The sequence below is a fragment of the Hylemonella gracilis str. Niagara R genome (assembly GCF_000600295.1).
Taxonomy (GTDB): Bacteria; Pseudomonadota; Gammaproteobacteria; order Burkholderiales; family Burkholderiaceae_C; genus Hylemonella; species Hylemonella gracilis_A.
Map to the genome: position 1 here is coordinate 2819075 of NZ_JEMG01000001.1, position 12784 is coordinate 2831858.

Genomic DNA, 12784 nt, shown 5'->3' on the forward strand with positions numbered 1-12784 from the left:
CGCAGCGGTCGCGTGCTATAAAAAGTCAACGATCGCGCACATGCCCATGTTCAGATTCGGCTCCCAGACCCTGCACGAACTACGTGCGGACATTGCCGCCATGTACGACGGTGACGGGCCCGAAGCCGCGCGCTTGCGCGGCGCGCACCTGAGCTCGGTGATCCGGCTGACCCCCCCCTTGATGTTCGCCAACGTCGGCAGTGGCACGCTGACGCTGTGGTCGTTCGCGCCGGCCATCCCCGCCGGCCTGTGGGCCTGGATGGCCGCGCTCTGCGCGGTCTGCGGCATGGCCATGCTGAACTGGGCGCAACGCCGGGGCCGGCCCGTGCTCTCTGCCTCCCCACGCAGCGTGCGCCGCGCGACCCTGCACGCCCTGCTGCTGGCCTGCGCCTGGGGGGTATTGCCGCTGCTGTGGTTCGAAGGCGCGACCGTCGGCCAGCAACTGACCTTCGTCGCGCTGATCAGCGGCATGCTCGGTGCCGGCAGCTTCGTGCTCAGTCCCCTGCCTTATGCCAGCCTTGCCTGGGCGTCGGCCATTACGCTGGGGTCCATCTTGGCGCTGATCAACGTCGGCACCGCGCCAGCCGCCAAGGTGGGCCTGCTCGTGGGCCTGTACGCGCCCATTGTGGTGCTGGGATCGCTGGTGAATTGGTACAAGTCCACCGCGCTGCTGCGCGCGCAAGCGCAATCGGCGCGGCAGGAGCAAATGCTCTCCCTGCTCTTGCAGGACTTCGAGCAGAACGCGGGCGACGCCCTCTGGGAAACCGACGCCACCGGGCGGCTGCGGCAAGCCTCGCAACGGCTGCGCGAACTGCTGGGCCTGCCCCCCGACGCGCGGGAGGTCGGCCTGCTGCTGGACCAGTTGTCTCAACGCTGCATCGGCGGCGCCGAGGAACTGGGCCAGCAGCTGGCCTCCAAGCAAGCCTTTCGCGATCTGCGCCTGGCATTGCAGGACGGGCGCGGCACGGTGCATCTGCGCATGAACGGCAAACCGCTGGTGGACGAAAAAGGTGCGTTCCTAGGCTGGCGCGGCGTGGTGAGTGACGTGACCGAGAAAGTGCGGCACGAGGAAACATTGCGGCGGTTGGCGCACACGGACTCACTGACCGGCCTGGCCAACCGCTTCATGCTGCGCGACACCTTGAACCAGCTGATCGGGCAGAAACGCCCCTTGGCCCTGCTGGCGATCGACCTGGATCGCTTCAAGACGGTGAACGACAACCACGGCCACAGCGCGGGTGACGCGGTGCTGCAGGCGGTGACCGAGCGGTTGCGGATGCACCTGCCACCGGACGCGTTGCTGGCGCGCCTGGGCGGGGACGAATTCGCGGTCGTGCTGTCGGCTCCGCAGGACATGGCCAAGGCGGAGGTGCTGGCCCAGCGCGTGGTGGACAGCCTGGCCGAGCCAGTGGAAGTCGGTTCGCGCATCCTGCGCGTCGGCGCCAGCGTGGGCCTGACCACGCGCCACAACGAGCCGGTGTCGCTGGACGGGCTCTTGGTGCAGGCCGACATGGCCATGTACGCGGCCAAGGAGGCGGGCCGCGGACAATGGGCGCGCTACACGCCTGTGCTGGGTGAGCACAGCCGGCGTCAGCTCGCGATTGAACAAGGGCTGCGCAACGCGTTGGAGCGGGGCGAACTGGCGCTGCACTGGCAGGCGAAGCTGAATCTGGCGTCCGGCCGCATCACTGGCGCGGAAGCACTGATGCGCTGGACCCATCCCACCCTCGGCCCCATCAGCCCTTTCGAGTTCATCGCCGTGGCGGAACAGTGTGGCCTGATCGACGCCATGGGCCGGTGGGCGCTGCGCGAGGCCTGCCGCGCGGGCACCCAGGAGCTGGTGGGCCTCACCGTGGCGGTCAATGTGTCCCCCGCCCAGTTGCAGAACGGGAATTTCCTGAGCCAACTGCGCGGCGCACTCGATGCATCGGGCATGGAGCCGAGCCGACTGGAACTTGAAATCACCGAGTCTGTCTTCATGGAAGACGCTGAACAAGCGCTGCGCCTGCTGCGCGCCATCCGTCAGACCGGGGTGCGCCTGGCGCTGGACGATTTCGGCACGGGGTACTCCTCCTTGTCGTATCTGCGCAGCTTTCCCTTCGACACGCTCAAGATCGACCGGTCGTTCGTGACGGAGATGCTGTCCAGGGAAGAGTCCCGCGCCATCGTGCGCATGATCGCCGAACTGGCCACCACCTTGGGCATGCGCACGGTGGCCGAGGGGGTTGAAACGGTGGAACAGATGCAGGCGGTGCGCGCGGCGGGTTGCGACGAGGTTCAGGGGTATCTGGTGTCGCGCCCCCTGCCTCTGGCGGCATTCCAACCGCACGGGCACCGGGCTGAGGCGCTCAGACCGACGCGTTGAAGAACCCCGAGTTCCCGCAACTTTCGCAGGCCGCCGGCGGTGCCAGCTGAACGGATGGAGCAGATACAGGCCGTGCCACGGTTCTATACTGGGCATGTTTCCAGGGAAACCCGATGGCCAGAACAAGCACCCCCTCCAACGCCAAGCCGGCGGTCGCCAGCCCGCTCGAATCCCACCTCGGCTTCTGGCTACGCTTCGTCTCCAACCATGTGTCCGCGCGCTTCGCGGAACTGCTGGCCACGCATGACGTCACGGTCAGCGAATGGACGGCGCTGCGCACGCTGGACGAGCAATCGGAAACGCGTCACGCGGCATTGATCGACGCCCTGGGCATGACCAAGGGCGCGGCGTCCAAGATCGTCACGCGGCTGGAAGCCAAGGGCCTGGCAGAACGCCGCCTGGCCGAAGACAGCGCGCGTGATCAGTGGCTGGCGCTGACGCCCAAGGGCAAGCGCCTGGTTCCGGTCCTGGCCGCGCTGGCCGACGCCAACGAGGCACATTTCTTCGGCCACCTCAAGGCGGCCGAGCGCCAGGCCCTGCAGGCCCAGATGCAGGCCCTGGTGGCGCATCACGGGCTCAAGTCCTTGCCTGTGAGCTGAGCCCCAGGCCACCCCGTCTTCCCATTAAACCCATCGTTGCCACGGTCAGTTGTTGCGTAACGTTTCCATGGAAACCATAATAAGTTTCCAAGGAAACCTAACACACTAACCCAGGTGCCCCCATGTCCCCCAGCACCCTTGCAAGCATCGAATCCACCTTCGCCGCGTCCAATGCCGGCAAACTCTCTTTCGGCCAGGTCATCGGACAATTGGCGGCCGCCGGGGTGGAGGCCTACCACATGGACTACCGCGCCGCCCGCGCTACCTATTACCTGCCCAACGGCGAAACGCACACACTCGGCTTTGAACTGCCGATCACGCCCGTGGCCCCGGATTTCAATGCCGAGGCCATGGTGGCCGCCATCCGAGGCGCGCAGGCCGGCACCGTGAAATATCCGGAATTCAAGCCCCTTTCGCAGGCTGCGGGCTGCGCCAGCTACACGGTCTGGATCGCGAGCCGTCATGTCACCTACTACGGCCGCAAGGGCGAAATGCATGTGGAGCGTTTCCCTGACTGAGATGCAAACCTGCGCAAGCCTTCGTGAGGACCGGCCCGGCACAATGCGCGCATGAGTCCCTCCAAAAAAGCGCCCGATGCGCAAGAATCCGCCCCCCTGCTCAAGAACCTGCTCGACGCCCAGGTGCTGGCGCAGATCGCCGATGCTGCGGTGCAGGTGCACCCGGCCTTCGACCGCAAGACTTTCCTGGCCCGCACGCGGCGCGGGCTGGACGATCTCTCCATCATGGCGCGCATCGCCCACGCGGCCGACGGCCTGCGCGCGCACCTGCCCGAGGACTACCCGCGCGCCCTGGCCCTGCTGCGCCGTATGGCGCCGCACGCACCGCGCGGCCTGCCCGGCCTGGTGCTGCCGGAGTTCGTGGGCCGGCATGGCCTCGGTCACTTCGATCTGTCGCTGGACGCGCTGCGCGAGCTCACGCCCTACAGCAGTTCGGAATTCGCCGTGCGACCCTTCCTCGCGCAGGACCCGGCCACCGCCCTGGCCCACGCGCTGCGCTGGGCCGAGGACGACAACGACCATGTGCGCCGCCTGGCCAGCGAAGGCACGCGCCCGCGTCTGCCCTGGGCGCGGCGGCTGCCGCTCTTCATCGCCGAGCCCCGGCACGCCCTGCCCATCCTGGAACGGCTGCAAGCCGACCCCAGCGACTATGTGCGCCGCTCGGTGGCCAACCACCTCAACGACATCGCCAAGGACCACCCCGAGTGGATGCTGGACCTGCTGGAAGGCTGGCCCACGGACCAAGCTGAAACGGCCTGGATCGCCAAGCACGCGCTGCGCAACCTCATCAAGGCCGGCCACCCCCGCGCGCTGGGCCTCATCGGCGCGAGCGCGGACGCGCAGGTCACGGTGGATGATTTCAGCGTGCGCCCGGCCACCTTGCGCCTGGGTGAGCGCCTGCGACTGAGCCTGGTGCTGCGCTCCACCGCGCGCACGACGCAGCAACTGGTGGTGGACTACGCCATCCACTACGTCAAGAAAAACGGCGAGACCAGCCGCAAGGTCTTCAAGTGGCGCACGCTACCGCTGGAAGCCGGCGCCACGCTGACGCTGGACAAGCAGCAGACCGTGCAGGACTACACCACGCGCAAGCACTATGCGGGCGTGCATGCGGTGGAGGTACTGGTGAATGGGATGAATGTGGGCGCTGGAAGGTTCCGTCTGGTGGCGGAATAAACCGAGGTCTAGGGAAGGTTGGCCGCGTCAGGCTAGTTACCGTCTTTCGCCGCCAAACGACCGAGCGGCGGCGGCTTCTAACCCAAGGTGGTCAGGCTGGACCAGCGGAGCAGACACTCAACAATTGTGATCAGTGGGAGCGGTATCGGACTCGGAAGTAACGTCTGCGCGGGACCTCAGTGGTGCCCTGGGTTCACCCTACGCAGTTGGGGCTACATTCAGTACGATGTCACCTTTAGTATTTGCAGTCCCCGCCTGCAGCATAAAGAACCATCGGGAGGGTCCATGCCACCACGTAGCGACTACGACCGCATCGAAATACTTGCATTTCCTATCGACGTAGACGCTGTTCTTCAGCATTTGCATCGAGATATGCGCGACGACTGGTTCGAGGATGTCCTACAGCATCGCGATCTATTCGCAAGCAAAAAAGCCTTACGCGACGTTCTGCACGAAGTTCTTCTAGAAGGAAATGGTCGCTACGGAGCATCAAAAAGGAATGTCTGCGACATCCCCAAAAAGGGACTGGGCGTTCGGTACGCTCTTGAGACGGATTTTTATGACAGGTTTATTTACCAGGCCATCTGCTCTCACCTCATACCGTTTTATGACCCTCTGCTTTCCCATCGTGTCCTAGGCCATCGCTACAACAAAAGGCAACTATCGGGCAAAGATCTTTTTAAGGGAAGAATCGAGCTATGGCAGACGTTTGAGGGCGTAACGCGGACGGCACTTCAAAACGATAAAGCACTGTTTGCAACAGATCTAATAAATTATTTTGAAAACATCACCATTGAAAGCATTCGCGTGGCATTCGAAGAAATGCTTCCCAAAATCAGTGCATCAGGCCCAGAGAAGGTACTAATTCGGAATTCGATTAATACACTTTGCGAACTGATGACCCATTGGGGTTATAGCGAAAGGCATGGACTTCCACAAAATAGAGATGCCTCATCATTCATCGCCAACGTGGTTTTAAACGCCGTCGACCACGAGATGGTTAGACTGGGATTCGACTATTACCGGTACGTCGACGACATTCGCATAATATGTGACAGCCCGCGCGCGGCCAGGCAGGCTGCCATGCTGCTAATTGGTCAATTGCGCACGGTAGGCATGAACATAAATTCGTCCAAGACGAAAATTCTTACGGCGGAGAGCCCGGCTTCCGACGTCAATGAATTCTTTCCAAGTTCCGATGACCGCAGCGTCACCATCGACAGCATGTGGCGTTCAAGAAGTCGACGAGTGATCATAAGATCGACCAAATACATATTCCAACTACTCCAAGAATGCATCGACTCCAGGCAAACGCAATCACGGCAGTTTAGGTTTGCCGTAAACAGACTGATCAGACTGGTAGATGCCGGGATTTTCGATGTACGAGGCGATTTGGCAGAACAGCTCAAATCTCTCCTGATTGACTCCCTAGAAGATCATGCTGTATCGACTGACCAATACTGCCGCTTACTTAGTATTCTCGAACTGTTGCCGGCTGAACTGGAACGAATAGAGCAATTCCTCTGCGACCATGAACGAGCCATTCATTCCTGGCAAAACTATCATCTGTGGTTGATTCTGGCACGCCTCAAATACAAGACTCAAAAGCTTGTAGCTCTGGCAACGCAGCGAATTCAATCTGATGTCCTGCGATCCGAAGTAGCGGCCACTTTCATATATCTCCGCTGCGTAGATGAAGTCGGCATCTTGGAAGGCATGGCCGCTGATTTTCGATCCAACTGGCCCTATTATCACCAGCGGAACTACCTACTTGCGACAAGCGATTCAAGTCGAGACCTACTCAAGCCTGTGATCGAACATCTCGGCCCCAAACTAAAAGGCACAGTCAACCGCGCTAGGAGCCATTTCGTTGCTAATACTCCTTTGGTGGAACGTGAACGGACGCCGATGCCGAAAATGTATGACGAACTGAATCCATATGACTGAGGGGAAAATTGCATTACTTTTCGTGAATGATTTCACCGGTCGCGGTGAGGAGAGATTCTTCTTCGCTTCAGGTGACTCCGTTCAAGAGGTCGATGCTGACGAGGTAGTCAAACAAGAATCAGAAATGATTTGCCATGACTATTGGCTAATTGCGCCCGCTCTCTACAAAAAAACTAAATTACTCCCAAGGAGAGTAATAGATGTTGAAGAGTTGCGAATTTCAACGTCAGGCCTTCGGGAAGATCGAGAAAATCGGGACTCGCGAGACGTTTGTTCCGTCCTGCTAGAGCAGGATTTTCTCAAAGAGGACGTGATCAGAAGATACAGAAATATAGTATTCAAGAATGCATTGCTTGACACTGCCACGCTATGCTTCGTAGGCGAAGCACTCCTACGCCTGTCTGAGGATGTTGAGGCGAAAGCAAAATCGGCAAATGAATGGGAGCGTTACTCGACTATCGAAAGACCCGTCAGCGAGTATCTGCTTCGTTCTGCGGCACGTGGCATAGCAATCAATAGCACCGCACTCCGAAAGCACAAGGACAGAATCGAGTTCGACTACTACATGGCATTAAAGGAGTTTTCGGCGGAATATTCTTTACCGCTCGAAATACCATCAGACGATGAGGTCATCGAATATTTGTCACCCAAGGGGTTTGACTTTTCCGGCGTCGGGGTCGACTATGTTCTCAACTTTGTCCCGACAACCGATGGATTTTCAGATCGGCTTCTAGAACTAAGAAAGATTGCCACCAGCCGAACAGTTCTGAACGCGATTCCATTTAGCGAGAAGCGGATATTTCCCATCGTAGATCATTTTGGCTCGATCACATCGCGAATTTATTACAAAGACCCGTCGCTTCAAAACCTTGCAAAGCGCCACCGCAACATCATTTCGGCAGATGAAGGAATGAAACTTTCATACGTCGACTTTGGTCAATTTGAAGCTGGAATTATGGGCGCACTTTCAGGCGACCAATGCATGCTGGATCTTTTCGCGTCTGGCGACCTCTATTCGCTCGTCGCAGAGGAAATATTCTCCAACACCTCAAAAAGAAAACCGGCAAAAAGGCTATTTCTATCCTACGCCTACGGGATGAAGAGGAAGAGGCTGATTGATGCGGCCGTCGAGTTCGGGGCTCAACGAGATGCGGCAAAAGCCTTCTTCAATCAGTTCTCCACATTCGAGAACTGGAAATCAGGCGTATGGACAGAATTCCAGTCTAGCGGACGAATTGGGACGGCGTTTGGAAACTACCTCTCCAGAAGCGGCTCCGATGAATTGAGCGAAAAGGAAAAACGATCAGCAGTGAGCCAAGTCGTTCAAGGGACAGCTTCACTAATTTTTAAGAAGGCGCTGCTGAAATTGAGCCTTTTGACGAACGTCGAGTTAAAGGTACCGATGCACGACGCCGTGCTATTTCAGCACCCTGAGAACTTCGATCCCGTCGAAGTGGCCAATATGTTTGCCGCAGTAGTTACTGAGCATTTCGACGGGAAAATCGCCGGAAAAGCGTCAGTCGCAAACTTCATGCACGATTGACGGGCATATTCAAATTCATTCCCATCCTTGTCCTCGCGAGCGCCGACTGCCTACCTGTCACCGTACTCGTCGAACATCCTGCAAGGGTCATTCTCGACTCTGATTTCCCAGCACAGCCCTCGTGCCAAGCGCGCGCCCCTGGGCTCATCAACACGGGGACCTCTCAGAACCCGAGACTGGCGCCCGCACCCAGCAAGGTCGCCACACCCAGCACAGCAAAGATCAGCGCGGCGACGCCGTGCACCAGGCGGATGGGCAGTTTGTGCGCGAGCTTGTCGCCGATCAGCACGGCAGGCACATTGGCCAGCATCATGCCCAGGGTGGTGCCGATCACGACCAGGAAGGCGTCGGCATAGCGCGCGGCCATGGCCACGGTCGCGATCTGGGTCTTGTCGCCCATCTCGGCCAGAAAGAAGGCGACGAAGGTCGCGCCGAAGACACCAAGCCGGCGCGCGGACTGGGACTCGCCCTCGTCGTCGTCCATCTTGTCGGGCACCAGGGTCCAGGCGGCCATGGCGATGAAGGACAGGCCCAGCACCCAGCGCAGCACCTGCGGGCTGGTCAGGCTGGTGAGCCAGGCGCCGAGCGCGCCGGCCAGGGCGTGGTTGAGCAGGGTCGCGGCCAGGATGCCCCCGATGATGGGCCAGGGGCGCTTGAAGCGGGCGGCGAGGATGAAGGCCAGCAGTTGGGTCTTGTCGCCGATTTCGGCGAGGGCCACCACACCAGTCGAGACGAGGAGTGCTTCCATGAGAAATGTCCAAGGCCGGAACAGAGAGACGATTGACCACGACGCATCCCCGGCCAGATCGGAGGCTTCGTGGTCAAAGGTCTTGCCAGGCCAGGAGCTGCTTGCGCCATGACCCGGTGGGCCAAGTGTGTTGACGCAAACCTCTTCGCGGTGAAGAGCGGCTACTCCCCAATGACGAGGCGGATTCTAGCAAAGGGTCCGCGTGCGGCTCGGACCATCGCCTACGATGCCGCCTGGCGTGGCTTTCCACGCTTGAACGGAGCACCACAACATGAAGATCCTGATCCTTGGCGCCGGTGGCATCGGCGGTTATTTCGGCGCGCGCCTGATCCAGGCCGGCGCGGACGTCACCTTTCTGCTGCGCGAGCGGCGCAAGCAGCAGGTGGACAGCGAGGGCTTGAAGATCGAAACGCCGCGCGGCCCCTTCAGCGTGCAGCCGCGCACGGTGACGGCGCAGACCGTGGGGCCGGATTACGACCTGATCCTGCTCACGCCCAAGGCCTATGACCTGGACAGCGCGCTGGCCTCGCTGGCCCGCGCCGATGGGCGCGGCGTGCTGCTGCCCTTCCTCAACGGCATCGACCACCTGCAGGCGCTGGATGCGCGCTATGGCCGCGCGCGCGTCATGGGCGGCGTGGCCCACATCGCGGCCGCACTCACACCCGCGGGCGTGGTGAAACAGCTCAGCGACCTGCACCGCCTGACCGTCGGTGCGCGCGACCCGGCCCACGGGCCCCTGGCGCGCGATTTCGCGGCCCTGGGCACGGGCGCCGGTTACGACAGCCTGCTCAGCGAGGACATCGAACAGGTGCTGTGGGACAAATGGGTGTTCCTCGCCACGCTGGCGGGCATGACCACGGTCTGCCAAGGCTCGGTCGGCGAGATCGTGGCCACCAGCGAGGGCGAAGCCCTGACGCGCGCCATGTACGCACAGGCCTGCGCGGTGGCCGAGGCCGACGGCCACGCCGTGGGCGACGCGGCCAAAACCCAGGCCATGGCCATGCTGACGCAGCCGGGTTCGGCCTTCACGGCCTCGATGCTGCGGGACCTGCAAGGCGGACAGCCGACCGAGCACGAGCACATCCTGGGCGCGCTGGCGCGCCGTGGCCGCCAGCTCGGCGTGGGCGTGGACTTGCTGCGCCTGGCCTACACGCACATGGCCGTGCGTGCCGCGCAATCCAAACCGCAGACCTGATCCCGATCCGTCGGCGCGCAGCCCGGTGCCGTCAGCGCACCAGCGCAGCCGACTTCACCTGGGCCCAGACCGGCAACCCCGCGCGCAGGCCGAGCGAATCGCAAGCGCGGCGGGTGACGCGGGCCAGCAGCAGGGAATCGCCGCAGCGCAGGCGCACCAGCACCTGCGAGGCATGGGCATCGGGCGCGATGGTGTCCACCACGGCCGGCAGCAGGTTCTGGATGCTGGTCTGGCGCGGTTCGACCAAGGCCAGGCTGACGTCGCGGGCCAGCACGCGCAGGCGCACCGCGTGCCCAAGCTCGACAGCATCGTCACGCAACCAGAGTTCGCCCCCGGGGAATGTCACGCGCGCCAACAGCCAAGATGCATTGCGCTCGACCACGGTGCCATGCAACAAGGCGCCCGCGTCTTCACCAACGACCACCGCGCTGTCGAGGGCAGCCAGCACCTCTTCCACGGGACCAGCCGTGCTCACCTGTCCACGGTCCAGCACCACCAGGTGTTGGGCCAACCGCGCCAGCTCATCGGCCGAATGGGTGACGTAGAGCATGGGCAGGCGCAACTCGTCGCGCAGGCGCTCCAACCAGGGCAGGATCTCCTGGCGGCGCGCGGCATCCAGCGCAGCCAGCGGTTCGTCCAGCAGCAGCAGACGCGGCCCGGTGGCCAGGGCTCGCGCGATGGCCACGCGTTGGCGCTCGCCACCAGACAGCTGCTGCACGCGCCGCGCGAGCAGGTGGTCGATCCCCAGCAAGGCCACGGCCTCGTCCAGCGTTCGCTGACCTTGGGCCAAGAACGCACCACGCCAGCTACGCTTCAGCCCGTATTGCAAATTGCCGCGCACGTCGAGGTGTTCGAACAGGCTGGCCTCCTGGAACACATAACCCAGCGGCCGTTGGTGCGTGGGCAAGAAGACCCCCGCCGCCTCGTCCTGCCAGACCTCGCGGCCCACGACCACGCGGGCGGGTGCGCGCCCAGCGGGTGATACCGCGCGCTCCAGCCCGGCCACGCAACGCAGCAGGCTGGTCTTGCCCGAACCCGAAGGCCCGTAGAGCACGGTGATGCCGCGCGCAGGCAGCGCGAGGTCCACATTCAATTCGAAATCAGCGCGCGCCAGGCTCAGGCGCACCTGGAAGGGCACGTCTGGCATGGCCTGCTCGCCCCTCACCTTGTCATTCACGGCCAGTTCGTTCATGGCATGACCCGATCGCGCCCGCGCCGCAGACCGGCCAGCACCAGCAACACCACGAAGCTGAACAACACCATGCCCCCCGCCAGCCAGTGGGCCTGCGTGTACTCCATCGCTTCCACATGACCGTAGATCTGGGTCGAGACCACGCGGGTCTGCCCGGGAACGTTGCCGCCGATCATCAGCACCACGCCGAACTCGCCCACGGTGTGCGCGAAGCTCAGGATGGCCGCCGTCAGCACCCCGCCCTTGGCCTGCGGCAGGGCCACGGTGAAGAAGGCGTCGAGCGGACGCGCCCGCAACGTGGCCGCCACCTCCAAGGGACGCGCGCCCAGAGACTCGAAGGCGTGCTGCAGCGGCTGCACCGCGAAGGGCAGGGAGAAGACGATCGAGCCGATCAATAGCCCCGTGAAGGTGAACGACAACGAGCCCCAGCCCAGCGCCTGGGTGATCTGCCCCAGCCAGCCGCTGGGACCCATCAGCAGCAGCAAGTAGAAGCCCAGCACCGTGGGCGGCAGAACCAGGGGCAAGGTCACGAGCGCGCTGACCGGCGCGCGCCAGCGTGAGGCACTGCGCGCCAGCCACCAGGCCAGGGGCGTGGCGAGGATCAGCAACAGCAAGGTTGTGAGCGCGGCCAGTTCCAGCGTGAGCCGGATGGCCTGCCAGTCGTCATCGGAAAACACCATCGCCCCAGATCAGTCGAGACCGTAAGCAAAAGACCGAATCACGGCTCGGGCCTTCTCGCCGCGCAGGTATTGCATGAAGGCGACCGCGGCGAGATTGTCTCGCCCCGTCTTGAGCAGGATGACGTCCTGTCGGATCGGCCGGTGCAGGCGCGCCGGCACACGCCAGACCGAGCCCTCCTTCAGCTTGCCACCCTGCTCGTCCGGCGCCCAAACCTGCGACAGCGCGACGAAGCCCAGCGCCGCGTTGCCCGTGGCCACGAACTGGTGGGTCTGGCCGATGCTCTGACCCTGCACAAACTTTGGTTTCAGCGCATCAAGCAGTCCGAGCGCGGTCAAGACCTCCACCGCCGCCGCGCCATAGGGCGCGAGCCGGGGATCGGCCAGCGCGATCTTGTCGAATTGGCCGCTCCTGAGCACCTCGCCCTTCGCGTCCACCAGCCCGGGCTGCCTGCTCCACAGCACCAGGGTGCCGATGGCGTAGGTGTAACGATGGTCCTTGCCGCCACCGCCCCGCCCTTCCTGTTCCAGCTTGGCCGGTGTTGTGTCGTCGGCGGACAGCAGCACGTCGAAGGGCGCGCCATTGCGGATCTGCGCGTAGAACTTGCCCGTGGAGCCGAAAGACAGCACGGCCTTGTGCCCCGTGTCCGCCTCGAACATGGCGGCGATCTTCTGCATGGGCGCGGTGAAGTTGGCGGCCACGGCCACTTGAACTTCGCCAGCCTGCGCCACTCCTAAAAGACTTAGCAAACCGACAACAGAAATCGTGAAATGCTTGAGCATGGATTGATCGCTATTCAAACCGTGAATAACGCAAATCTAGC

The 12784-nt window shown here is 62.4% G+C and carries 11 protein-coding genes and 1 riboswitch; of the genes, 7 read left to right on the top strand and 4 right to left on the bottom strand.

Features of this window, described 5'->3' with window-relative positions:
• The first annotated feature begins 40 nt into the window (after positions 1-40).
• The 6 genes from AZ34_RS12920 to AZ34_RS12945 all read left to right on the top strand — a co-directional run bounded on the left by AZ34_RS12920 (position 41) and on the right by AZ34_RS12945 (position 8148).
• Positions 41-2365 carry a putative bifunctional diguanylate cyclase/phosphodiesterase gene (locus AZ34_RS12920; protein ID WP_197026551.1) on the top strand — a complete coding sequence of 775 codons (2325 nt, stop codon included), beginning with the start codon at positions 41-43 and terminating at the stop codon, positions 2363-2365.
• Between the two features lie 113 nt (positions 2366-2478).
• Complete coding sequence (locus tag AZ34_RS12925; RefSeq protein WP_035608682.1) at positions 2479-2964, top strand: MarR family winged helix-turn-helix transcriptional regulator; 486 nt, start codon at positions 2479-2481, stop codon at positions 2962-2964.
• A gap of 122 nt (positions 2965-3086) precedes the next feature.
• Complete coding sequence (locus AZ34_RS12930; RefSeq protein WP_035608685.1) at positions 3087-3482, top strand: DUF1398 domain-containing protein; 396 nt, start codon at positions 3087-3089, stop codon at positions 3480-3482.
• Between the two features lie 51 nt (positions 3483-3533).
• A complete protein-coding gene (locus AZ34_RS12935; RefSeq protein WP_035608687.1) occupies positions 3534-4658 on the top strand; it encodes a DNA alkylation repair protein in 1125 nt (374 codons plus the stop codon).
• 285 nt (positions 4659-4943) lie between these two features.
• Positions 4944-6605, top strand: coding sequence for an RNA-directed DNA polymerase (locus AZ34_RS18015; RefSeq protein WP_197026552.1), 1662 nt, complete (start codon positions 4944-4946; stop codon positions 6603-6605).
• A gap of 22 nt (positions 6606-6627) precedes the next feature.
• Entirely contained in the window at positions 6628-8148 is a 1521-nt protein-coding gene (locus AZ34_RS12945) for a DNA polymerase (protein WP_197026553.1), read from the top strand.
• 163 nt (positions 8149-8311) lie between these two features.
• Here the strand turns inward: AZ34_RS12945 and AZ34_RS12950 are convergent, their stop codons facing one another.
• Positions 8312-8896 (bottom strand): TMEM165/GDT1 family protein, encoded by a 585-nt coding sequence (locus AZ34_RS12950; protein ID WP_035608694.1) that lies wholly within the window; start codon positions 8894-8896, stop codon positions 8312-8314.
• A gap of 9 nt (positions 8897-8905) precedes the next feature.
• A riboswitch (yybP-ykoY riboswitch) is annotated at positions 8906-9078 on the bottom strand.
• Between the two features lie 89 nt (positions 9079-9167).
• Here AZ34_RS12950 and AZ34_RS12955 point away from each other — a divergent pair.
• Complete coding sequence (locus AZ34_RS12955) at positions 9168-10091, top strand: 2-dehydropantoate 2-reductase (protein WP_035608700.1); 924 nt, start codon at positions 9168-9170, stop codon at positions 10089-10091.
• Between the two features lie 31 nt (positions 10092-10122).
• Here the strand turns inward: AZ34_RS12955 and modC are convergent, their stop codons facing one another.
• Genes modC through modA form a run of 3 tightly spaced genes read right to left on the bottom strand, consistent with a single transcriptional unit; the run spans position 10123 to position 12743 of the window.
• Positions 10123-11238: a molybdenum ABC transporter ATP-binding protein gene (modC, locus tag AZ34_RS12960; RefSeq protein WP_035611703.1), complete on the bottom strand. Its 1116-nt coding sequence runs from the start codon at positions 11236-11238 to the stop codon at positions 10123-10125.
• Positions 11239-11279: 41 nt separating this feature from the next.
• A complete protein-coding gene (gene modB, locus AZ34_RS12965) occupies positions 11280-11963 on the bottom strand; it encodes a molybdate ABC transporter permease subunit (RefSeq protein ID WP_035608703.1) in 684 nt (227 codons plus the stop codon).
• Positions 11964-11972: 9 nt separating this feature from the next.
• A complete protein-coding gene (gene modA, locus AZ34_RS12970) occupies positions 11973-12743 on the bottom strand; it encodes a molybdate ABC transporter substrate-binding protein (protein WP_051509807.1) in 771 nt (256 codons plus the stop codon).
• Between the last annotated feature and the right edge of the window lie 41 nt (positions 12744-12784).

What these genes read in the sequence shown, in the direction of transcription:
- AZ34_RS18015 (WP_197026552.1), top strand. Translation starts at nt 4,944, where the DNA reads ATGCCACCACGTAGCGACTACGACCGCATCGAAATACTTGCATTTCCT.
- AZ34_RS12950 (WP_035608694.1), bottom strand. Translation starts at nt 8,896, where the DNA reads ATGGAAGCACTCCTCGTCTCGACTGGTGTGGTGGCCCTCGCCGAAATC.
- AZ34_RS12920 (WP_197026551.1), top strand. Translation starts at nt 41, where the DNA reads ATGCCCATGTTCAGATTCGGCTCCCAGACCCTGCACGAACTACGTGCG.
- modB (WP_035608703.1), bottom strand. Translation starts at nt 11,963, where the DNA reads ATGGTGTTTTCCGATGACGACTGGCAGGCCATCCGGCTCACGCTGGAA.
- AZ34_RS12930 (WP_035608685.1), top strand. Translation starts at nt 3,087, where the DNA reads ATGTCCCCCAGCACCCTTGCAAGCATCGAATCCACCTTCGCCGCGTCC.
- AZ34_RS12935 (WP_035608687.1), top strand. Translation starts at nt 3,534, where the DNA reads ATGAGTCCCTCCAAAAAAGCGCCCGATGCGCAAGAATCCGCCCCCCTG.
- modC (WP_035611703.1), bottom strand. Translation starts at nt 11,238, where the DNA reads ATGCCAGACGTGCCCTTCCAGGTGCGCCTGAGCCTGGCGCGCGCTGAT.
- modA (WP_051509807.1), bottom strand. Translation starts at nt 12,743, where the DNA reads ATGCTCAAGCATTTCACGATTTCTGTTGTCGGTTTGCTAAGTCTTTTA.
- AZ34_RS12925 (WP_035608682.1), top strand. Translation starts at nt 2,479, where the DNA reads ATGGCCAGAACAAGCACCCCCTCCAACGCCAAGCCGGCGGTCGCCAGC.
- AZ34_RS12955 (WP_035608700.1), top strand. Translation starts at nt 9,168, where the DNA reads ATGAAGATCCTGATCCTTGGCGCCGGTGGCATCGGCGGTTATTTCGGC.